Origin of the sequence: Barnesiella intestinihominis YIT 11860 (assembly GCF_000296465.1) — a bacterium.
Taxonomy (GTDB): Bacteria; Bacteroidota; Bacteroidia; order Bacteroidales; family Barnesiellaceae; genus Barnesiella; species Barnesiella intestinihominis.
On the sequence record NZ_JH815204.1, the window covers coordinates 88,204 to 109,618 of the forward strand.

A 21,415-nucleotide genomic window follows, 5' to 3' on the forward strand; every position below is an offset into this window, starting at 1 on the left:
ATTATTCTGTTACGAGTATTAATGTTTCTGTTGTCGTTCCTTGCGCGTCGGTAGCCTTTATGATAAAGTTGTGAGTCCCTGCGCCCAATAATCCTAATAACGGCATAAAGTCGCTGATGTCGAAGGTTACTTTCGATTGGTTCAAGACGTTCGAGCCAGTGGGGAATCCCAATCCTTCTATGGCTGTTTTCAAGTCGCCCGGATTTACCAAATCGAGATGCGAGGCCAATCCCATACCTGCAAGTTCGTCGGGAGTCAATGTCGGCGATTCTATATCGACTACAAGTCCTGTAAGTCCGTTCTTATCGGAGCTTGTAATATCTACGATTACTTGTAATCCCTCGGTTACAGTGACCGGAGTTCCAAGTTTTACGGTCGCGCTTGTAATTTTCGGGGCATCGGTGGGCTCGGGGTCCGGACCCGGATCGGGTTTGGTGCCGGGATCGATAGGGTTGGGGTCGACAATGACTTCTTCGTCTATCGTGACATTCCCGAGATGGTCGATGATTTGGCACGAGGCGTCGAGTGTAACCGACGGTGTGACGCCTCCTGTCTCGCTTCCCGGTTCGGGTCGTTTGATATCGTAGTGTATTTTACGCCATTCGCCGGCTTTTACGTTGTCTACCTGTATGCGATTGACCTCTTCATAGCCGTCGATCGTACCGGAGAAGGTCGCGATGAGCAGATTGCTCTCTTTGTCGGAACGGAAATAACCGGCACGAGATTCTTCTTTCATAAAATCGAGAGCTCCTTCTCCAACGGTAACCGATACTTTGCAATCTTCGCCCATCAGTGTTTTTAAATCCTCGGAGTAGGAGACCGAGACTTTTATATTTTGGAGGGTACATACGAGCGTATCGATTTGTGTCACTCTGTTTTCTTCGATAGAAAAAGTTTTATCTGCATAGTAATAGGGCTTTTCCCATTCGGCGGGTTGAACCTCGTGGGAAAATACTTTTAAATTATAATTACCGATGTTTAGTGTAACTATTTCGGGGGTTTCGCTGTATTTCCAATTTTTTTCGAGGGTTTCGCTACCATTGTCCGCGCGGAATATCTGTACTGTAAAACCGCCTGTGTCGACAGCCCGGCTTATCGGTTTTTTCTCGGTTTCTTTTATGTCGTTATTGGGTATGGCATCGAAAGAAGAAAGATCGAGAGTTCCGGTTTTCCCTGAAATTTCCCCGGGTTCGGAGTCGTAGGTGAGTTTCTCGCGGTCGCAAGATGTGCCTGCCAGTCCCAAGACTATGGTCAGAGCTATGTAGAATATCTTTTTCATATCGCTATGGGTTTATTCATAAATGAAATTCAAGTTGTCTATTGTCAGAGTCGCTCCCCTCGAATTGGATTCGTATCGGGAGTAGTAGTCGGTCGTTTTTATCGTTGCGGTTTCTTCGCTTTGTGAATAGGAAGCGTGATTGGACGATGTAATCATTATTTTCAACAGATTGGCTTTTTTGTCGGTAACGTTGTAGACCAATGGAACTGTAAATTCGGTATAGTCTGATGCTGCCGTAAGGTTGATAGTACCGGATGCGAGTACCGTTTTTCCGTTTAGCAATGTTACCGAGATCACTCCGGTTTCAGAGCCGTCTTTGTTGTCGGGAGTGTATTTATACCACCCTTTCAGAATCGATGGCCGCGACGAGAATGCGGCTCCTTCGTTGTAGGATTCGGAATTACCGGAATAGGAGTAGGTGCCCAAGAATAGTTTGCCTGCGGAGCGGTTGGCTATCGAGGGGACGTTTTCGCTGTAATAGTATGCCGACCCTCTTGTTTTATAGTGGGGGGGAGGAGTCGTTCCGTTTTCGTCCCAAGCGACATTGCGAACGACCATGGCGTTAGAGCCATTTTGAGCTGTCAGGTTTTTGTATATGTCGGGAGTGTCGGTTCCTCCACCTCCGAAAATGGGGATTCCGGGGACTGTCCCAGTCCATGACAATGTGGTGTTGTATGTGGAGGGGCAGACAAACCAAGACATTTGGTTGGTTGCTGATGTATTGCTTGTTTTTGCGTTTACACTGGCCCACCCGACAGGTTCGCTGACGTTGAAACTGCATTTGCTTTGGTAGGTGGGGTTTCCTACGGTAGGCGACCATTTTCCGCCTTGATTCATGTCGGATATGTTTATGGTTTGTGCCAAATTTTCGAAGTCTCCGTTCGGTACTCCCGCGGCGGCTTCGGTGTGGATTGTGCAATTACCGTGATAGTTGACATTTTTTTGTTGGCTGTTGCACGTTCCTTTTATTTGGTAACGAGTATCGGGGAACAATCCGCTGATGGTGTAAATATTGTCTTTGTGTGTAGAGGAGGCTTGAATCCACTGCCCTGAGCTGTTTGCGAAAAGTACCGCATAACGGTTTACGGCCTCTTGGTATTGCGGGTCGGTGGCTGTGAGCTTGACGGTGGCTTTTTTTGCCCAAACGTCGTATTCTTCGGCTGATATCGTGAATTCGGGCGTGAGGACAGGAATGGAAGTCGCAGCCGTCTTTAATCCACCGGATAGAGAGGCTTCTATTTTTACCGGTTTGTTTGTGGCTTCGACGGATATTTTAACTTGGTATAGATTTTCCTCGGTCGATAGAACTGTCGAGGTACAATTTACTTTGTGGCCTTCGGCGTTAAGGTAACTGAATTGAACCAAATCGATATCGGATCCATCGTATAATACCGGAATTATGGCCGAAGAGCTACCCACAAAAACGGCTTCGGGTTCTTGTAGGGTGAATGTTAAAGGAAGGTTTTTTACCGATAAAGAAATAGGCGATTCGCTAACTTTTCCGTACAGGTCTTTTGCCGAAATAGCGAACATGTGTTGATCGCTATTGTCGATAATTTGTAATTGTGTGAATAGTTCGGTGAAGTCGATGAATCCCATTTTATTTCCAACTTCGGAGAATCCCTTGATTTTCAGCCCTAATCGACGGAGTATTTCTGCTTGGTCTTCACTCATATTTATGAGGTCGATTTCTTGCGGCCACCCTTTGCTTTCGAGGCTGCGGGAAGAGGTCGTAAGGGTACACCCTGCCAATCCTCCTTTGGCCGTGAGAGATATATTTACGTTTTTGTCGGCCGGATAATTAAATTCTTTTGCTTCAACCGGAACACCGGATTCAAAACCAGACAGGAGGAAAGAGGGAGCCGGAGCTACCATTACTTCATCGGATATGTCTATTTTGATAGGTTGTGTTTCGGTTGTCTCGTCGAAACTGATGTTGAGTTGTGCTTCACCGGCGTTGTTGTCGCTGATGTCGAGTTTTATTTTGTAGTGCTGACGAGCGGCTGCGTTGGGTATGGCTGCCGGTTCGAAAGTAGATTCGATCCCATTTTGTTTTTTCAAGTGGGTCTGAATCGTGATTTTCCCGGGTTTTACGTAGGCTGCTCTCGTCTCGGTTTTAGAAAATTCGATGTATTCTCCTCCGGTAGAGTGAATGGTGGTCGAATAGTCGGCAAAGTATTTTTTGAAAGCGTCGGAATACTCGACGGTTACTTTTACATTAGCCAATGTACAATTGATTTCTACCGAACTATTTTCCCGGTCACGCACGGCTACCGGGGTTTCTCCGAGATAGAACGGCTTTTCGAATCCTTCTATATCGATATCTCCGTAGAAGGCACTCATCGTATAGGCTCCGACCGGTATTTTGGTAGCCGGGTCGAAATCGGCCAAACTATCCCATGCCCGAGAAAAACTACCGTCGGAAGAGACCAGTTTCAAAGCAAATTCGCTTACATCGGGATTTTCGATTGTCGAGGCTGATTCTGCTGTGGAGCGAGTTACAGGAACTACTTTATAATCGGCTGAAACTTGTACGTTGATAGCACCGTATCCGGAAGACCCTTGCTTATCCTCATTTGCGCATGATACTAACAATAGCATGGTTGCGCTATACAGGAAAATTTTTTTTAATTTCATGCTTATTTTATTTTTATTTCACCGATAAAGAGATATTAATAAACTCTTTATGAGCGGCTTCATTGTGTAAATACTCTTATTTGCACAAATGAAAATCGGTTCAAAGGTATAAATTTTTTTCTTAGATGAAACAGTCAATAGAAAGTTTTGTTAAGTATAATAATATAAATTAAGGAGATATAGGAGTTTTGGGCTACAAAATCCGGGGAATTTGCTAATATTTTTTTAGGGTCGGATTTTGTAAAAAATCGATTATTTTTTATTTTATAGTATTTAAATTTATTCTGTATTTTTATACGTAAAGATAGCCTTTTTTAACCCCTCCGTCCTTCGGCTACCTCCCCTATATTTTGCTGTGCAAAAACACCCCGTAATACTACGGGACACGGCAGGGAGGAGGTTGAGATGTATTCCCCCCCCTATTGCTTTGCGACACCCCGTAATGCTGCGGAGCATTACAGGGGGAAGGAAAGGTTTCCCGAATTTTGTTTCTGTTCTCGGCTTGTACTATCTTTGCAAAATGTGAAGATAGTCAAGTTTATTTTTAACCCTCTCGCTCTGCGGGTACTCCCCACTATCTCGTTAAAGACGAACGGTGGGAGAGGGGCGATAAAAAATTGGAATATATGAAAATAGCGGTAGTAGGTACAGGCTATGTGGGCTTGGTTACGGGAACTTGTTTCGCCGAGATAGGAGTGGACGTTGTCTGTGTGGATATAGATGCCGAGAAAATAGCTCGTATAGAGCGTGGCGATATACCTATTTACGAGCCGGGGCTCGACGAGATGGTTATCAGGAATATGAAAGCCGGACGTTTGCGGTTCGCCACCGATCTATCGGCTTGTCTCGACGGGGTGGAAATCTTGTTCAGTGCGGTGGGTACTCCTCCTGACGAAGACGGATCGGCCGATTTGAGATATGTGCTCGATGTGGCTCATAGTGTGGGACGGTATATGACTGATTATCTTGTTGTCGTTACCAAGAGTACGGTTCCGGTGGGGACTGCCCGAAAAGTGAAAGCGGCTATACAGAGCGAGTTGGATAAGAGGGGCGAAAAGATTGACTTCGATGTGGCTTCCAATCCCGAATTTTTGAAAGAGGGGAATGCGATAGCCGATTTTATGCGTCCCGACCGTGTGGTCGTTGGGGTCGAAAGCGAGCGGGCGGAGGCTTTGATGCAAAAGCTCTACAAGCCCTTCATGATCAACAAGTACAGGATTATTATTACCGATATTCCTTCGGCGGAGATGATTAAATATGCGGCTAACGCTATGCTGGCGACTCGTATCAGCTTTATGAACGAAATTGCGTTATTGTGCGACGAGGTGGGAGCCGATGTAGGGGCCGTGCGCAAAGGTATCGGAGCCGACGATCGTATCGGCAGCCGCTTCTTGTATGCCGGCTGTGGATATGGGGGCTCTTGTTTCCCGAAAGATGTGAAGGCTTTGATAAAGACGGCGGAAGAGAATGATTGCGATATGCAGATTTTGAAAGCTGTCGAACGGGTGAACGAGTCGCAAAAGGAATTGCTTTATTACCGATTGCTCCGCTATTTCGACGGGAAAATATCGGGACGAAAATTTGCCGTGTGGGGGCTTTCCTTTAAACCGGAGACCGACGATATGCGCGAAGCCCCGGCTTTGATATTGATCGATAAGTTATGTGATGCAGGAGCCCGTGTAAAGGTATATGACCCGGTGGCTATGCCGGAATGCAAGCGGCGGATAGGGAATAAGGTGGAATATGCCGAGAATATTTATGAAGCGGTTGCCGATGTGGATGCTTTGTTGATTGTAACGGAATGGAAAGAGTTTCGTTTGCCGGATTGGAAAACGGTTATCCGGTCTATGAAATCACCTGTGATATTCGACGGTCGTAATATTTATGATCCGTCTGAGATGAAAGAGTTGGGATTTGCTTATTATAGTATAGGTCGTCCGACGGTTTAAGGACTGATCCGATAAAAAAGTAAGACAGGTATGCGCCCTATCCCGGGGCGGATACCTGTCTTTTTATAATAGAAAGGGGCTGAGAGGAATATCCTTCTTCGTAATGGCTGCTCCTCCTTTTACCGTTACGGTTTCGGGAATCCTTCGGAGCGCCCTTTCTGTCTATAATAACGATATAGGAGTGTTTTGGTTCAATGTGGTCGTGCTTTTATCGTGATTTGTCTTATTTTTAATTTTTTTGTCGAAAATCTGTTTTTGAGGAACACTTTAATTGTTTGGAGCGTATCTTTGCAATGGAACAGAACTCGATATCGGTAAGTGAGATTAGATTGTTTCGAGATGTATTGTTTTTGTAAATAAATAATGTTGTAAAGAGATTTTATTATGAAAAAATGGGTGTGCAGATTATCTATCGTATGCTGCTTGTGTTTGTTTTTTACCTCTGTGAAAGCTCAGCTTTCGTTGGGTGGGCTTGGAGACATACTGAATTCATCGACAGTGAATAAGGTTGTGAGTGCTATTGCCGGTACAGATGCTTCGTTGACGGTTGCCGATTTAGCCGGGACGTGGAAATATTCGGCTCCTGCTTGTAAGTTCGAAAGCAGCGATTTCTTGAAATCGGCGGGAGGTGAGGTCGTGGCTGCATCTTTGAAAACAAAGTTGGCGACCTACTATACAAAGGCCGGTATCACGCCTTCGCGGGTTTCATTTGTTTTTGCCGATACTACTTTTGTAATGAAATATGGTAATGCGAAATTGAACGGTCATATTGTTAAAGACGAAGAGAGCGGAAGATTCGTGGTTACATTTACTGCCGTGGGTGGTTACATTCCCATAATGGTTATGGATGCCGTTATAAACAAGAATGGCAATACGTTGGAAATGCTTTTCGATGTGGATCGATTCGTGAAGGTATTGACTACTATTGCATCGAAGTCTCAGAGTTCTACATTGAAAAGTGTCGGTGGATTGCTCGATGAGTATGAGGGTGTATTGATGGGGTTTGAACTAGTGAAATAAGAAAATCATAGTAAAATAAAATAAGGAGGGAGTTTTAAACTCCCTCCTTATTTTATTATATTTTAACGCAAAAAGAAAAAAAACGGGAAAATAGAAGACCGATCTTTTTGTCGAATGATTACCTTTGTTCCATATTATAAACTAAAAAATAAATAAAATGAAGAAATTAGTTTTAACCTTAGCTCTTGTGTTTGGTGTGTTAGCAGCCAATGCTCAGTATTTTGTGGGTGGTCAATTTGGGTTACTTTACGATGATGCATCGGAAAATACCATGATTACAATCGCTCCTGAATTCGGTTATGCATTTAACGATACTTGGACGGTTGCCGGTATGATAGGTTATACTCATATGGACAATTTCAATTCGTTTTATATCGCTCCGTATGCCCGTTGGAATTTTTGGAAGAAAGATTTCGTAGGCTTGTTGGTAGATGGTGGTTTCGGTATTTCTACTCAAAAGTATAAAGGGGCGGATTCGGATACCGGTTTTGAAATTGGCTTTAAGCCGGGTATATCTTTTAATTTGACCGATAATTTCTCTTTGGTAGCTCATTACGGCTTTCTGGGATATCGTACTAAATATAACGGAAGCAGCGTGTCGGGCTTGTCTTTGAGCGGCAATGAGATAAGTCTCAGCTTGTATTATTGTTTTTAATATTTGAAACGAATCGATATTTCGACCGTCCGATTTTTATCGGACGGTTTTTTTATTCTTTTCGGTAGAATTGTAAGGTGAGAAGGTGTTGCCGAACTTCTTTTTTGCGAGATGACAAATCGGGATAGGTCAGTGGCATAGGGGGAGTGCATAGGGATTGATTGTAGAATTTGAGCTCTTCTCCTTGCGGGTATTTCCCTTATATTTCCTGCCATTCCTGTTATTACCCCCTCCGTCACTACGTGCCACCTCCCCTATGTTTTGCGATGCAAAACACCCCGTAAGGCTACGGGACACGGCAGGGGAGGAGTGTAGAAATTTTCCAGCGTTTTTGCTCTACTGGGGTTTTGAGTTCTCCGATACTTCGTTTACTTCTCTTATCCATTGCAGATGAGGGAGGGGAGAAGCCGATGCTTGATTCTGTTTCCGTTACTGTCGGTATTTTTCGACATTTCCATTGAGTTAGCCCCTCCGTTATTCCGTGCCACCTTCCCTATATGTCCATGCCACAGGGGAGGAACTAAAAGACAATTCTCATTGATTTCCTATTGAGTCGTAAAGGGTGGGGCTGTTTTTTTGTTCGGGTATGAAAATCCCGCTCTATCTAATTTCGATAGAGCGGGATTTTATTTTTTTGTATGGTCTTTTACTACTTTTTCAAGGCTGCTATGCTTTCTTCGAGCGATTTGATTTTTTCTTCGGCATCGGCTTTCTTTTTGCGCTCCATAGCTACCACGGCTTCGGGTGCATTTTGAACGAAGCGTTCGTTGCCGAGTTTTCCCATCACTGTTTTGAGGAATCCCTGAGCATATTTTAATTCGGCTTCGAGTTTTTTCAATTCGGCTTCTACATCGATGGCGTTGCTCATAGGAATCGCATATTCCGTTGCATGTACCCGGAACGAAGCGGCGGCCGGATCTTTTTCTTCGATTGTTTCGATCGTTGCCAGATTGGTCATTTTGGTCAATATGCAATCGTTCGAGTGATCGTGTGCGCCGATAATTTGCAGCGTGAGCTGTTCTTTATTGGCTATGCCTTTTTGCAAGCGGATCGTACGTATTCCCGCTACGACCAGTTTGGTCGTTTCGAATCGGTTTATGATTTCCATGTCGACCGGTTGGGGCTCGGGCATGCGTGCTGTCATGATGCTTTCGCCTTCTTTGCGGTCATACAGGTGTTGCCACAATTCTTCGGTGATGAAGGGCATGAAAGGATGCAACATACGGAGCAGTGCATCGAAGTACCGGAGTGTAGCATCGTAGGTTTTGCGGTCGATAGGTTGTTGATAGGCCGGTTTAACCATTTCGAGATACCAAGATGAAAATTCGTCCCAGAAGAGTTTGTATATAGCCATGAGGGCTTCGGACAGACGATATTTCCCGAACAGGTCTTTGACTTCTTCGAGCGTACGGTTGAGTTGTGCGTCGAACCATTCTACGGCAATGGCTGCCGTTTGAGGTTGGGGGAGGGTTTCATCTACGTTCCAACCTTTTACCAAGCGGAAGGCATTCCATATTTTGTTGTTAAAGTTGCGTCCTTGCTCGCATAACGCATCGTCGTATAGTATGTCGTTTCCGGCAGGTGCGGCCAACATGAGTCCCATGCGGACACCGTCGGCTCCGTAGGTTTTTATCAGTTCGAGAGCGTCGGGCGAATTACCGAGCGACTTGGACATTTTTCGTCCTATTTTGTCCCGTACGATTCCGGTGAAATAGACATTGCGGAAAGGAAGTTTGTGTTCATACTCGTATCCGGCCATAATCATTCGAGCCACCCAGAAGAAAATGATATCGGGGGCTGTAACCAAATCGGTGGTCGGGTAATAGTAGTTTATTTCTTCGTTGCCGGGATTGTTGATACCATCGAAAAGCGAGATGGGCCATAACCACGAAGAGAACCATGTGTCGAGGCAATCTTCGTCTTGTCGCAGATCGCTCATTTGAAGGTCGGCCTTACCACTTTTCTCTCGGGCTAATTTCAACGCTTCTTCGGGTGTGGCAGCTACTACGAATCCGCCTTGCGGAAGGTAGTACGCCGGGATGCGATGTCCCCACCAAAGCTGGCGGGAGATACACCAATCTTTAATGTTTTCCATCCAGTGCCGATAAATGTTTTTGAATTTATCGGGGTGGAATTTGATTTCGTCTTTCATGACGGCATCGAGAGCTGGGGCTGCAAGTTTATCCATTTTGACAAACCATTGCATCGATAGTTTGGGCTCGATAACGACATTGGTACGTTCGGAATAACCCACTTTATTGTCGTAATCTTCGACTTTTTCGAGTAATCCAGCCTTTTGTAAGTCTTTGGCGATTTGTTTGCGAACGTCGAAACGATCCATTCCTACGTAAAGTCCTCCGGCTTCGCTGATGGTTCCGTTGTCGTTGAATATGTCGATACTCGGCAGATTGTATTTTTCTCCCAACATATAGTCATTTACATCGTGTGCCGGGGTGACTTTTAAACAGCCGGTTCCGAACTCAATATCGACATAGTCGTCCATGATAATAGGAACCACTCGATTTACCAGCGGTATGATGACTTTTTTCCCTTTAAGAAATGAATAACGCGGGTCGTTGGGGTTTACGCAAACTGCCGTGTCGCCTAAGATTGTTTCAGGTCGTGTGGTGGCAACGATAATGTATTTATCCTCGCCTTCGATAAAATAGCGCAGATAATAGAGTTTGCTGTGTTCGTCTTTATAAATGACTTCTTCGTCGGAGAGGGCGGTGAGGGCTTTGGGGTCCCAATTTACCATGCGGACTCCTCTGTAAATGAGTCCTTTGTTGTATAAGTCGACAAATACTTTCAAAACACTTTCGGAACGGATTTCGTCCATAGTGAAAGCAGTGCGGTCCCAATCGCAGGAAGCTCCCAATTTTTGGAGTTGTTTCAAGATGATTCCGCCGTGTTCTTCTTTCCATTCCCAAGCGTATTTGAGAAATTCTTCTCTGGAAAGATCGCTTTTTTTAATACCTTGCGCTGCAAGTTTATTTACCACTTTGGCTTCGGTGGCGATAGATGCATGGTCTGTGCCGGGAACCCAACAAGCATTTTTCCCCTCCATGCGAGCCCGGCGTACCAGAATGTCTTGTATCGTATTGTTCAGCATGTGCCCCATGTGCAGAATCCCGGTGACATTGGGTGGCGGAATGACAACGGTATAGGGTTCTCGACCGTCGGGCTTCGATTTGAAAAGACCGTTTTTCAACCAATAGGCATACCATTTTTCTTCTACGTCGGCGGGATTGTACTTCGTGGCAAGTTCGTTCATAAAGTCGTTCTTTCAGAATGTTCTATATTATTTCAAGATACAAAAGTAAAAAGGCTTTTGTACCAATCGGGTGCAAAAATATAAAATATTTTCCGAAAAAGATATTCTTCGGAGTCAAAGGTGTTTATGGTATTTGTCTCGAAAAGAAAGTTTTTTTGTTTTCGACATATTTCGTAAGCTATCGTTTAAGCCCGTCCACGGCGGAACGTAGTTGTTCGAGCGCTTTTTGCAAAACTGCGCGAGGTGTACCTACATTTAGCCGCATGTGTCCTTTGCCTTCGGGGCCGAACATTTCACCGTCGTTGAGTGCGAGTCTGGCTTTATCGACAAAAAGGTCGATGAGTGCATCGTGTTCGAGGTGAAGCCGTGTACAGTCGAGCCATACGATAAAGGATGCTTGCGGCCTGATGGCTTTGATGTCGGGAATATGACAATCGAGAAACTCTTCGACAAATAGTATATTTTGTTCGATGTAGGCTAACATTTGTTCGCGCCATTCTCTACAATGGTTATAAGCGGCTTCGGTGGCTATGGTCGCCATGAATGTGGGTTCGTTCAGCTCGTTTGCCGTGAGCCAGTCGAAGAAGCGCTTACGAATCGTTTCGTTGGGAACAATGGCATAGGAGCTGACCAAGCCTGCGATGTTGAACGTCTTGGAAGGAGCTCCGAATGATATACTGTTTTGAGCCGCTGTTTCGGATACCGAGGCAAAAGGGTGATGTTTGGCTCCGAAGAGAGGCATATCGGCATGAATTTCATCGGCAATGATGAGTATGTTGTGCCGTGCACAGATTTCGGCGATTCGCTGTAATGTTTCCAACGGCCAAACCACTCCTCCGGGATTATGAGGATTACAGAGAATGAACAGCTTGCATTGGGAGTCGATGATCGATTCAAGGTGATCGAAGTCCATTTCGTAGTGGGAGCCGTTCCATTTGAGCGGATTATGTACAACCTGCCGACCGTTACTTTCGGGGACGGCCATGAACGGTGTATAGACCGGAGTCTGTATGATGATTTTATCTCCGGGGTTACTAAATACATTGACTGCCAAGCCTATGCCCTTGACAATCCCGGGAATATAGGTGATCCATTCTCTTTTTACTTTCCAGCCATGCAGGTAGTCGAGCCAATCGATAATGGATTGCCAATAGCTCGCAGGAGCCTCGGCATATCCGTAAACCGGGTGTTGTAACCGGCGTACGAGAGCATCCGTTATACAGGGGGCGACCGCAAAATCCATGTCGGCAATCCATAAAGGAATGAGATCTTCCCGACCATAGCGCTCACAGAGAACATCGGTTTTCATAGCTCCGGTGTGATGCCGGTCGATAATTGTGTCGAAATCGTACTGAGAGGACATTTTATATACTGTTTAGGTGTTAGGTTGCTTATGTCGATTTGTCAAAAGCCGAGTTCTATCTGAAATCTTAATTGCCAGCGATTATAATCGGAATCGACAAATTCATTTTTGTAATTGTAAGACAGGTCGGCTTGTACTTTTAATCTGTGATCTATCAGATATTTCGTGACACCGAACGTCGATTGGTTGTGACTGCGATAATTGGCATAAGGCTGTACTTCTTTATCCGGCATGATGGTAGAGTTTCTCAATGCGATTTCCCAATTGGAACGAAAGAGATAACTTGCCTGTACGTTGAGCCCCATTCCAGTGAGGACATATTGTTCTACATTTTCGCCCGATTTAATGAGCGGAGAGGAAGATGATATACGCCCCATGAAATCGGTATAAAAAGCAAATCCTTGATATTTGAAGATGAAGTCGACAAAATAGGAAGAAAGGTTACGGGTCTGGTCAAACAGTAATTTGTCCCCATTGGAACCTTGTGCCCGAAGAGCTCGGTCGTTATAGCTGTATGCTCCCGCTAAAAGGATTTTGGGCGTTTGTTCTCGTTCATAATCGCCTTCCATAGCATCTCCTTTCCCGGTGAATCGTCCCAGTGGGAATAGTTCTATGCGTCCCGTATATGCGAGTCCACTCCCTTTATTGTTTCCCCAGTTTCTGCCTTCTCCGGTAGTAATAGAGGCTTTGGCCGCTAAATCCAAAGAGCCGAATAGATGTTGATTGTATTCTCCGAAGATACCGAAATCGCGGTCGAGATTGAATTCGGAGTTTACAATGGAACGATCTACGAATTGTAGGGCACTCGAAGAGTTTATTCGGGCGCGATTCGCCCGTATTTTGGTTTGTCCGAAACCGATATTCCATGTCGAGTTGGGAACGTAGTAAATCATTGCGTCGCGTACGATGTTGTTGTTCCCATTGGGCAGCGTTTTCATATCGTAAGGCGAGAAGCCTAACTGAACTAAATAGGTGAGTTTGGGTGTATAGATATATCCATCGAAACGTAACCTGAGCCGTTTGACGCGGGCGTCGATATCCTGAGCCTCGAATTTCTCGTTGAAGTCGATATCGACCAAATTTTGCATGCGAATGCGCATCGTGAGTTTATAGCTTTTGTTTTTAGGTTGGAAAGATATACCGTTCCCGACTTCTATATCGGGCATGTGCATTCGTATTTTTTCTAATTCATCGGCATAATCGGTATCGGAGGTGCGGACCGTGGTCGAATCGTTCCCGATGATAAATGTCTTTGCGGATGCAGATAGCATGAATAGCGAGAGAAATATTCCCGATAGAAATAATCGTTGATAATTCATAACGTTGTTTGATTTGATTTTGAAATTCATGCTACAAAAATTGAATGTGATTTTGAAATAGATTTGAAATACTTGGAATATTATTAAAAATATTCATTTTTATTGGTGCATTTTGTTTCTTCGATAAGGCGTTTTTTCTGTGTAAATTTCGACAAAAGGAATATTTTTGAAATTTTTCATACCTTTATTTTAAATTGCTCCAAAATTACAACCAATGTGTCAATATTCCAAAGACCGTTTCTGAAATTTCGACAATGGGGGGAATCGATTCAAATAAAAAAAGTCCATAGCGTATATATTACGCTATGGACTTTGCATTTGCGGAAGGAGGGGGATTCGAACCCCCGGTACCCATTCGAGTACGTCAGTTTAGCAAACTGGTGGTTTCAGCCACTCACCCATCCTTCCAAAGGACGATTTGTCGTTGACGCCATTTTTTCAAATGCAGCGCAAAGATAAGCGGAATATTTGAAACAGCAAACTTTTTCGCATTATTTTATTTCGGGAATAATCGTTACTTTTGTCCCGTCAAGGTGCTTTTGCGCTGTGTATAATCGGATTATTATGTCGAATGTGAATAAAGGTATAAAGATATTTGCTTGGATAACAGGAGGGCTTATTTTGATTCTCGCATGTTTGTTTATTCCGGTAATGAAGAGTTATTTGTATGATCCTGTTATTACCGAACAAACGGTGTGCTATGTTTATCCGAAGTGGAATGATGTTCAGCTCGATAGTGCTTTGCATTCGGTGATTCCAGATGAGAATTCGATCCCGAGAGTAAAACGTTTGCTGTCGTTTTATAAATTCGATTCTAATGTTCGTGTAGGAGCTTATCGGCTTCATGCCGGTATGACAGCTCGGCAGATGGCTTTGAAATTGTCGAGGGGAAGCCAATCTCCCATACGAGTTACATTTAATAACGTACGCACTCTCGAACAATTGGCCGAAAGGGTATCGGGGCAGTTGTTTTTTTCGAAAGAGGAGTTGTTGGCTTTGCTGTACAACGATAGTGTTTGTGCGGATTTAGGTTTTACGAAAGCGACTCTCCCGGCTTTGTTTTTGCCGGATACTTATGAGTTTTACTGGACTGTGACTCCCGAATCTTTTTTACAGAAGATGAAGCGGGAGTATCGCATTTATTGGGAAGGAAAGCGGGAGCAACAGGCAAAGCGGTGGGGATTGACTCCTGTGGAGGTAGCGACTCTGGCTTCGATCGTAGAGGAAGAGACTAACAAACGTGATGAAATGGGAAAGGTTGCGGGTCTTTATATGAACCGATTGCGTAAAGGCATGCCTTTGCAGGCAGACCCTACGGTAAAATTTGCCCACGGGGATTTTTCGCTGAAACGCATATTGAATGTTCATTTGACCATAGAATCGCCATATAATACTTATCGGGTTACGGGATTGCCTCCCGGCCCTATACGGATTCCTTCGAAACAGGCTATCAATGCCGTGCTGACACATACACCGAACGGGTATTTTTATATGTGCGCCAAAGAGGATTTTTCGGGCTATCATAATTTTGCCGTGACTTTGGCAGAGCATCAACGAAATGCAATTCGATACCAGCAAGCATTGAACAGACTCGGAATACGTTGATGGGGGAATGTAAATAGTAAAGCCTCGTCTCACGACGGGGCTTTACTACTTGAAATATATCAAAAACAAGAAAGAGGATAATGTTTATTACAGGAATAAACAAAGGATAATATAATACCAATGAAACACACAAAAAACAAGAATATTATCGTATAAATTAACTCTTCCAGACCGGAGATTTTGGCTCGACGGAAGCGACGCTTCGCTTCTTTTTCCCTAAGGAGAGCCGTTTCTTTCCCGGTTTCGATAATAAAACACACTCGTATTGCAAAAAGTTTTTATCCGGAGCGATTTTAGTATATTTTAATAATTCGAGATTTCTTCTACGGGAGGAGGCATAGGGGTATCGGTATCATCGTCTATCCAAATGGCCAATGTGAGCCAATATAACAGTAGTGCGATAGCTATGCCTACACCTATCGCAGTCCAGATTTTTTGTCGTTTTTTCTCCATACTATATTAGTTATTCGAAAGAATAACATCGGTCGGGAGATAAAAGTTCTTTTTAGAAGGGTATATCGTTATTGGACGAACCGGGGGGATTCAGGAAATCGGGGTTCCCAGACAGTGGCGCTGCCGATGGTGTGCTCGTGTCGGGAGTATTGAACTTCGAGGTTACCGGTGCACTGAAATCGGTCAGTCGGGTGTCTTCGTCGTAATTTTGGAATCGAGCCAGATAAGAGACGAATTTCATATTCACGGTATCGGTCGCACCGCTACGGTGTTTGGCTATGATAAATTCTGCCAAGCCTTCGATGCTGTTTCCATTGGCATCTTCCTTGGACCGCGTATAATATTCGGGACGGTGTATAAAGCAAACCATATCGGCATCTTGCTCGATAGCTCCCGATTCACGCAAGTCGGAAAGTTGCGGGCGTTTCCCTTCTTTACCGTCTTTGTCGTTACCCCGGGATTCCACACTACGATTTAACTGGGACAGGGCGATGATAGGTATTTGAAGCTCTTTTGCCAATTGTTTGAGCGAACGAGATATGGTGCTGACTTCTTGTTCTCGGCTCCCGAAGGACATACCGCTAGCGTTCATCAGTTGCAAGTAGTCTATGATGATGATTTTGATTCCGTGCTCGCGAACCAATCGGCGTGCTTTTGTCCTAAGTTCAAAAACGGAAAGGCTGGGGGTATCGTCTATATATATAGGAGCGTTCCTCAGTATTTCGATACGAGACATGAGCCGTTCCCATTCGAACGGGGCCAACTGTCCGCTTTTGATTTTATCGCCGGGGATTTCGCAAGTGTTGATGATGAGACGATTGACAAGCTGGACATTGGACATTTCGAGCGAGAAGATAGCCACCGGCGTGTTATAGCTGACAGCCATGTTCTTTGCCATAGAAAGGACGAATGCCGTTTTTCCCATAGCGGGACGGGCGGCGATAATGATGAGGTCGGAATTTTGCCAACCGGAAGTAATTTTGTCGATGTCGTGAAACCCGGTTTGCAGTCCGCTCAATCCGTCACTTCGATTGGCTGCTATTTGAATTTGTCTGATAGCTTCGCTCAGTACCGGGTCTATTTGAGTAACGTCTTTTTTCAGGTTACGTTGGGAAATTTCAAAGAGTTTCCCCTCGGCTTCCTGCATAAGGTCATCTACGTCGTTGGTCTCGTCAAAGGCCTTGTTGAGTATTTCGCTGGAAAATTCGATTAATTCCCGAGCCAAATATTTTTGGGCTACGATGCGGGCATGGTATTCGATGTGCGCCGCCGATGCTACACGTCCGGTAAGTTCGGAAATACGGAGGGCTCCGCCGACTTCATCGAGCTTTCCGTCGAGTCGCAGTTGCTCGGTGACGGTGAGCATGTCAATGGGGCGTTGTTGTGCTCCCAACCGGGATATTGCACTATAAATGAGCTGGTTGGTCGGCTCATAGAAACACTCTGGCTTTAAGATGTCGCAAACGGTGGTATAGGCATCTTTTTCGAGCATGAGAGCTCCCAACACGGCTTCTTCGAGCTCTTTGTCCTGAGGTTGTAGCTTGCCTTGTTCCGAAACTTTCGGAGCGTAGGCTTTTTTCTGGCGAGTGTAATTTCTTCGAGTTTCCATGCAGCAATTCTTTCCCGTTACAAAAGTAGTCAATCTTTCTGCTATCGGGAAATTTGGTGAGTGAATCTTATAATGAACTTTTCAACAGGCGGATATTTCCGATTAATTACAGGGCCGGTGTCGTATCGGGGTATTTCGCCATTTGCTTTTCACAATATTTTTGGAATAGCTTCCAATCGTAATAAGGTGCATATTCCGAATCGATGGGTAATTTTGTTTCTTGTTCATTGAACAATACTTTCACGAGTATTTTCCCATCGGTATTTTTATAAAGTATCCATTGGATATTCGTCGCCATAGGATTGTATTTGAAGTCTTGCCAAACCTCGGTTACTTTTTCGGGATCGGCTTCTACAACGGCTGCATTCTCAATGCCTAACAGGGCGAGTAAAGGAATTGTATTTTCACCGTGTGCAAAACGTAAATTGGCTTCGACACCGTTTCCGTCGATCGCCGCTTGCGATGTAGCCAACATGTCTTTTAACAGAGGTTTCGCAATGGCGACAGGAAGTCCTTTTCCGGGAATGGAGTTGGCTTTACGCAGGTATTGCGATAGATTGTTCGCGCTCCACAAATCGAATTTTTCTTCTTCTGTGAACCACGGATACAGGGATATGTCGTAGTCGGTATTCGGTAATATGATGGTTAAAGCGTATAGGTGGGTCATGAATGTAATAGGATCGGGTATGATTTGCTCCCACCCTTTCTTGAATATACGGTCGATAAGCCTTGTGGGTGTATGCTTTTCCTGATAGGCTCGGAGTATCTTTTTCCATGAGCCTTTCGAGAGATATTGTTGGTATTCTTTTCCTTTGAAGAATCGCAGGGTATTGTCATATCCGTTGCTGGGATCCATAGAAAACTCCGCCGTGGGGGTATAACCTCTCATTTCTGCGACGAATGCCGCCATACTCGCCATAGAGCGTGGAACCGTGGTCGATTGTGCCACAAGGGTCACTTTGCCGTCCTGAGGTGTAAACGCCGGACGAAAGCGGTGATACATGCGACGAGCCATATCCCGGTGTTGTCGGGCTCCGAGCGGAGTGAGGTCTCCCCAGCGATGATTCATCAAATGGTAGATGGTGTCGATTTGATTGCGCAGCAGTTTGCCTTCCCGGGTTAAAAGGTTCAAAGAATCGGCTTTATTCATTAGTTTGTACAGGTTCGGAACCATGCTTTTTGAATCGTGGGTGCGTGAACCGTGTCGAGCTATATGATCGATGTGAAACGGTATGAAATCTTTTGGAGCCGGGGTGTCTGTGGTGTCGTTGCAATAATAAACAGAAGCCGTACTACCGAAAAATTGTGGATTTTGATGTAGAAAATCTTTTATAGAATTTTGCCCGAAAGAGATTGCAGATAGGCATAAAAGGATAGTACCGGCGGTGAGGGTTCTTTTTTTCATTTGTTTCTGTTTTTCTATTATGTCGGTAAAATTATAATAAATTTTCTCTTCGATGAAATTTTTATTCTTTTTTAGAGTGGAGTTGCCTATGTGACTGAGAATGGTTATTTTCGCAAAGATTCTCGAAAAACAAGGATATAGATGATTAGATTTCCCAATGCAAAAATCAATTTGGGGTTGCGTATCGTAGCCCGTCGTCCCGATGGTTATCACAATATAGAGACGGTATTTTATCCCGTTCAGTTACAAGATGCTTTGGAGATTGTTCCAACGTCGCAACAGGAGACGGAGTTGTCTTTGTCGGGAATTGTCATAGACGGTGATCCCCAGAATAATTTGGTGATGAAAGCGTGGCGAAGATTGAGCCATCGTTTTTCGTTACCCCCGATATCTATTTATCTCCATAAAGCCATACCCTTTGGTGCTGGGTTAGGAGGTGGTTCTTCCGATGCCGCTTTTTTGTTCGCGATGGTGAGAGATTATTTTCGTTTGCCGTTGAGCGATGACGAGCTTGACAAGGAAGCTGCTTCTCTGGGAGCCGATTGCCCATTTTTCTTGCATAATAAACCTTTATTAGCCAAAGGAATAGGCGATGAGTTCGAGCCGATCGAATTGTCGTTGAAGTCCTATCGAATCGTATTGGTAAAGCCTTCTGTCTCCGTGCCTACGTCGGTGGCTTATTCGTTGGTTACTCCGGTATTGCCGGAAGAGTCGGTGAGGGATACCGTTTCCCGTCCGGTCGAGGAGTGGAGAGGTAGATTGATCAATGACTTTGAAGAAAGTGTGTTTGCCCGATTTCCGGAAATAGGAGAGATAAAGGATCGTTTATATGAACAGGGAGCTGTATATGCATCTATGTCCGGTTCGGGTTCTTCGGTATTTGCCCTATTCGATAAAGAAGTCGATCTTGCCGATTGTTATCCGGGGTGTTTTGTTTGGACTGGAATTTGTGAAGTATAGCGTATAAAATCGTTTTTGAAAAAGAGAATGATCGAAGATTGTTACATGACCGGTATTATAGATAAGATAAATTCTTTATATCCGATTTCCGATGATACGATACGGACATTGAAAGAGAGCATGACTTTGTGCCGTTTTCCCAAGAAGTATCAGTTGATAAGGGCGGGCATGTATTGTAAATCGGCTTATTTTATAGGGAAGGGAATGACTCGCTCGTTTTGGTTGGTGAACGGAGAAGAGATAACGACTTCTTTTTCGTGTGAGGGCGGAATCGTGTTCAGTATGGACGAACTCTATTATAACAAGATGAGCGAAGAATTTGTGGAGACCCTTGAAGATGTAGTCGTTTATAGAATATCTCTGGATAAATTGCGTCGGCTGTTCGAAACGAATATCGAACTGGCTAATTGGGGGCGGATTATTCATCAAGACGAGTACCGGCGTTTGCATCGCTCCCATAAGGAACGTTTGACTTTATCGGCAAAAGAACGGTATGAGGAGTTCAGGCAGCAATTCCCTCAGGTGAACCAGCGAGCTCAACTTGGGTATATCGCATCGTATTTGGGTATAACACTCTCGACGCTCAGTCGTCTCAGGGGAGCCCGAAAATGACCTTTCGGAGGATTTTTTGACATAGGACAAATTTTAAATTATATAAGTCCTGTAATTTTGCCGTAATATTAATCATCACTAAAATCAAAAATCTAAATTACCAATTCATTATGCAACAAATTTCTTCTGCTGCGTTTTCAGATACCAAACCTCATTATGAGTTGCTTGACGGATTACGTGGTGTAGCTGCGCTTTTGGTCGTGTGGTATCATGTCTTCGAAGGGTATGCTTTTGCCGGTGGTACTCTTATAGAAAGCATCAATCATGGATATTTGGCCGTGGATTTCTTTTTTATTTTATCGGGCTTCGTTATCGGTTATGCTTATGATGATCGTTTGGGAAAGAGCCTGACGGTAAAAAATTTCTTTAAGCGGCGGTTGATTCGTCTTCACCCGATGGTTGTCATGGGTGCAGTTTTAGGTGTGATTACATTTTGTATCCAGGGTAGCGAACAGTGGGACGGGACTCATGTAGCAACGTCGATGGTGATGTGGGCTTTGCTTTTCGCGATGTTTTTCATTCCGGCCTATCCGGGTGCAGGTTATGAGGTTCGGGGTAATGGTGAAATGTTTCCTTTGAACGGTCCCAGTTGGTCATTATTTTTCGAGTATATCGGTAATATTTTGTATGCTTTGTTTATTCGTCGTTTGTCTACTAAGGCGTTAACTGTTTTTGTGGTATTACTGGGAATCTGTCTGGCTTGTTTCGCTATCTTCGATGTATCGGGGTATGGCATGATAGGGGTAGGCTGGACGCTCGATTCGGTGAATTTTGTGGGCGGATTGTTGCGAATGCTTTTCCCGTTTTCTTTGGGACTGTTGTTGTCTCGTAATTTCAAACCCGTGAAAGTGAGAGGGGCATTCTGGATATGTTCTTTCGTATTGTTGGTTTTGTTTTGTGTTCCTTATGTAGAAGGGGTTGAACCTATATGCATGAATGGTCTTTTTGAGGCTTTTTGTATAGTCGTGGTATTTCCTGTTCTTATTATATTGGGTGCGTCGGGAAACACAACCGATAAAACATCTACGAGGATATGTAAATTTTTGGGAGATATTTCTTTCCCTCTTTATATCACGCATTACCCGTTTATGTATTTGTTCTATTCTTGGTTGATTGAGAACCAGTATTTTACATTCGGGGAAACGTGGCAAGTAGCCTTGTGTGTTTATGTATGGAATATATTGGTAGCCTATCTTTGTTTGAAACTTTATGACGAGCCGGTGAGACGGTGGTTGAGCAAGAAATTTTTGAAAAAACGCTAGGGATAACCCCGTT

15 protein-coding genes and 1 tRNA gene are annotated in these 21,415 nt (G+C 44.4%); 7 read left to right on the forward strand and 9 right to left on the reverse strand.

The features are described 5' to 3' along the window. Nucleotide 1: 1 nt before the first annotated feature. Nucleotides 2-1,279, reverse strand: coding sequence for a DUF4493 domain-containing protein (locus HMPREF9448_RS05135; protein ID WP_008861534.1), 1,278 nt, complete (start codon nucleotides 1,277-1,279; stop codon nucleotides 2-4). A 12-nt stretch (nucleotides 1,280-1,291) separates the two neighbouring features. Then, entirely contained in the window at nucleotides 1,292-3,916 is a 2,625-nt protein-coding gene (locus tag HMPREF9448_RS05140; protein ID WP_008861535.1) for a DUF4493 domain-containing protein, read from the reverse strand. 626 nt (nucleotides 3,917-4,542) lie between these two features. Here HMPREF9448_RS05140 and HMPREF9448_RS05145 point away from each other — a divergent pair. The 3 genes from HMPREF9448_RS05145 (at nucleotide 4,543) to HMPREF9448_RS05155 (ending at nucleotide 7,540) form a co-directional block, all read left to right on the forward strand. After that, nucleotides 4,543-5,865: a UDP-glucose dehydrogenase family protein gene (locus HMPREF9448_RS05145; RefSeq protein WP_008861536.1), complete on the forward strand. Its 1,323-nt coding sequence runs from the start codon at nucleotides 4,543-4,545 to the stop codon at nucleotides 5,863-5,865. Nucleotides 5,866-6,249: 384 nt separating this feature from the next. Next, entirely contained in the window at nucleotides 6,250-6,885 is a 636-nt protein-coding gene (locus HMPREF9448_RS05150; RefSeq protein ID WP_008861537.1) for a DUF4923 family protein, read from the forward strand. Nucleotides 6,886-7,042: 157 nt separating this feature from the next. Beyond that, nucleotides 7,043-7,540, forward strand: coding sequence for an outer membrane beta-barrel protein (locus HMPREF9448_RS05155; protein ID WP_008861538.1), 498 nt, complete (start codon nucleotides 7,043-7,045; stop codon nucleotides 7,538-7,540). A gap of 649 nt (nucleotides 7,541-8,189) precedes the next feature. Here HMPREF9448_RS05155 and HMPREF9448_RS05160 read toward each other — a convergent pair. From HMPREF9448_RS05160 to HMPREF9448_RS05175, 4 genes are all read right to left on the reverse strand, one after another. Next, nucleotides 8,190-10,814, reverse strand: a complete 2,625-nt coding sequence (locus tag HMPREF9448_RS05160; protein ID WP_008861539.1) for a valine--tRNA ligase — start codon at nucleotides 10,812-10,814, stop codon at nucleotides 8,190-8,192. 178 nt (nucleotides 10,815-10,992) lie between these two features. Further along, on the reverse strand, nucleotides 10,993-12,177 hold the full coding sequence (locus HMPREF9448_RS05165; protein WP_008861540.1) for a MalY/PatB family protein: 1,185 nt from the start codon (nucleotides 12,175-12,177) through the stop codon (nucleotides 10,993-10,995). Nucleotides 12,178-12,218: 41 nt separating this feature from the next. Then, the gene (locus HMPREF9448_RS05170; protein ID WP_008861541.1) at nucleotides 12,219-13,496 is read right to left on the reverse strand and encodes a porin; all 1,278 of its coding nucleotides are present in this window, start codon (nucleotides 13,494-13,496) and stop codon (nucleotides 12,219-12,221) included. 321 nt (nucleotides 13,497-13,817) lie between these two features. Continuing rightward, a tRNA-Ser gene (locus HMPREF9448_RS05175) sits at nucleotides 13,818-13,904 on the reverse strand. Nucleotides 13,905-14,060: 156 nt separating this feature from the next. Here HMPREF9448_RS05175 and mltG point away from each other — a divergent pair. Further along, a complete protein-coding gene (gene mltG / locus HMPREF9448_RS05180; protein WP_008861542.1) occupies nucleotides 14,061-15,101 on the forward strand; it encodes an endolytic transglycosylase MltG in 1,041 nt (346 codons plus the stop codon). A gap of 303 nt (nucleotides 15,102-15,404) precedes the next feature. On the opposite strand, the gene HMPREF9448_RS14615 is transcribed toward mltG, so the two are convergent. The 3 genes from HMPREF9448_RS14615 to HMPREF9448_RS05190 all read right to left on the reverse strand — a co-directional run bounded on the left by HMPREF9448_RS14615 (nucleotide 15,405) and on the right by HMPREF9448_RS05190 (nucleotide 18,568). After that, nucleotides 15,405-15,554, reverse strand: coding sequence for a hypothetical protein (locus HMPREF9448_RS14615; protein ID WP_008861543.1), 150 nt, complete (start codon nucleotides 15,552-15,554; stop codon nucleotides 15,405-15,407). 52 nt (nucleotides 15,555-15,606) lie between these two features. Then, nucleotides 15,607-17,163: a replicative DNA helicase gene (dnaB, locus tag HMPREF9448_RS05185; protein WP_008861544.1), complete on the reverse strand. Its 1,557-nt coding sequence runs from the start codon at nucleotides 17,161-17,163 to the stop codon at nucleotides 15,607-15,609. 106 nt (nucleotides 17,164-17,269) lie between these two features. Then, entirely contained in the window at nucleotides 17,270-18,568 is a 1,299-nt protein-coding gene (locus HMPREF9448_RS05190; protein ID WP_008861545.1) for a histidine-type phosphatase, read from the reverse strand. A gap of 141 nt (nucleotides 18,569-18,709) precedes the next feature. Between HMPREF9448_RS05190 and ispE the strand changes: the two genes are divergently transcribed. The 3 genes from ispE to HMPREF9448_RS05205 all read left to right on the forward strand — a co-directional run bounded on the left by ispE (nucleotide 18,710) and on the right by HMPREF9448_RS05205 (nucleotide 21,402). Continuing rightward, nucleotides 18,710-19,528: a 4-(cytidine 5'-diphospho)-2-C-methyl-D-erythritol kinase gene (gene ispE / locus HMPREF9448_RS05195; protein WP_008861546.1), complete on the forward strand. Its 819-nt coding sequence runs from the start codon at nucleotides 18,710-18,712 to the stop codon at nucleotides 19,526-19,528. A gap of 45 nt (nucleotides 19,529-19,573) precedes the next feature. Beyond that, nucleotides 19,574-20,140, forward strand: a complete 567-nt coding sequence (locus HMPREF9448_RS05200) for a Crp/Fnr family transcriptional regulator (protein ID WP_040296066.1) — start codon at nucleotides 19,574-19,576, stop codon at nucleotides 20,138-20,140. Nucleotides 20,141-20,250: 110 nt separating this feature from the next. Next, nucleotides 20,251-21,402 carry an acyltransferase family protein gene (locus HMPREF9448_RS05205; RefSeq protein ID WP_008861548.1) on the forward strand — a complete coding sequence of 384 codons (1,152 nt, stop codon included), beginning with the start codon at nucleotides 20,251-20,253 and terminating at the stop codon, nucleotides 21,400-21,402. Nucleotides 21,403-21,415: the final 13 nt, after the last annotated feature.

Coding starts and splice junctions, on each gene's coding strand:
- HMPREF9448_RS05135 (WP_008861534.1), bottom strand. CDS start 1,279: ATGAAAAAGATATTCTACATAGCTCTGACCATAGTCTTGGGACTGGCA.
- HMPREF9448_RS05140 (WP_008861535.1), bottom strand. CDS start 3,916: ATGAAATTAAAAAAAATTTTCCTGTATAGCGCAACCATGCTATTGTTA.
- HMPREF9448_RS05145 (WP_008861536.1), top strand. CDS start 4,543: ATGAAAATAGCGGTAGTAGGTACAGGCTATGTGGGCTTGGTTACGGGA.
- HMPREF9448_RS05150 (WP_008861537.1), top strand. CDS start 6,250: ATGAAAAAATGGGTGTGCAGATTATCTATCGTATGCTGCTTGTGTTTG.
- HMPREF9448_RS05155 (WP_008861538.1), top strand. CDS start 7,043: ATGAAGAAATTAGTTTTAACCTTAGCTCTTGTGTTTGGTGTGTTAGCA.
- HMPREF9448_RS05160 (WP_008861539.1), bottom strand. CDS start 10,814: ATGAACGAACTTGCCACGAAGTACAATCCCGCCGACGTAGAAGAAAAA.
- HMPREF9448_RS05165 (WP_008861540.1), bottom strand. CDS start 12,177: ATGTCCTCTCAGTACGATTTCGACACAATTATCGACCGGCATCACACC.
- HMPREF9448_RS05170 (WP_008861541.1), bottom strand. CDS start 13,496: ATGAATTATCAACGATTATTTCTATCGGGAATATTTCTCTCGCTATTC.
- mltG (WP_008861542.1), top strand. CDS start 14,061: ATGTCGAATGTGAATAAAGGTATAAAGATATTTGCTTGGATAACAGGA.
- HMPREF9448_RS14615 (WP_008861543.1), bottom strand. CDS start 15,554: ATGGAGAAAAAACGACAAAAAATCTGGACTGCGATAGGTGTAGGCATA.
- dnaB (WP_008861544.1), bottom strand. CDS start 17,163: ATGGAAACTCGAAGAAATTACACTCGCCAGAAAAAAGCCTACGCTCCG.
- HMPREF9448_RS05190 (WP_008861545.1), bottom strand. CDS start 18,568: ATGAAAAAAAGAACCCTCACCGCCGGTACTATCCTTTTATGCCTATCT.
- ispE (WP_008861546.1), top strand. CDS start 18,710: ATGATTAGATTTCCCAATGCAAAAATCAATTTGGGGTTGCGTATCGTA.
- HMPREF9448_RS05200 (WP_040296066.1), top strand. CDS start 19,574: ATGACCGGTATTATAGATAAGATAAATTCTTTATATCCGATTTCCGAT.
- HMPREF9448_RS05205 (WP_008861548.1), top strand. CDS start 20,251: ATGCAACAAATTTCTTCTGCTGCGTTTTCAGATACCAAACCTCATTAT.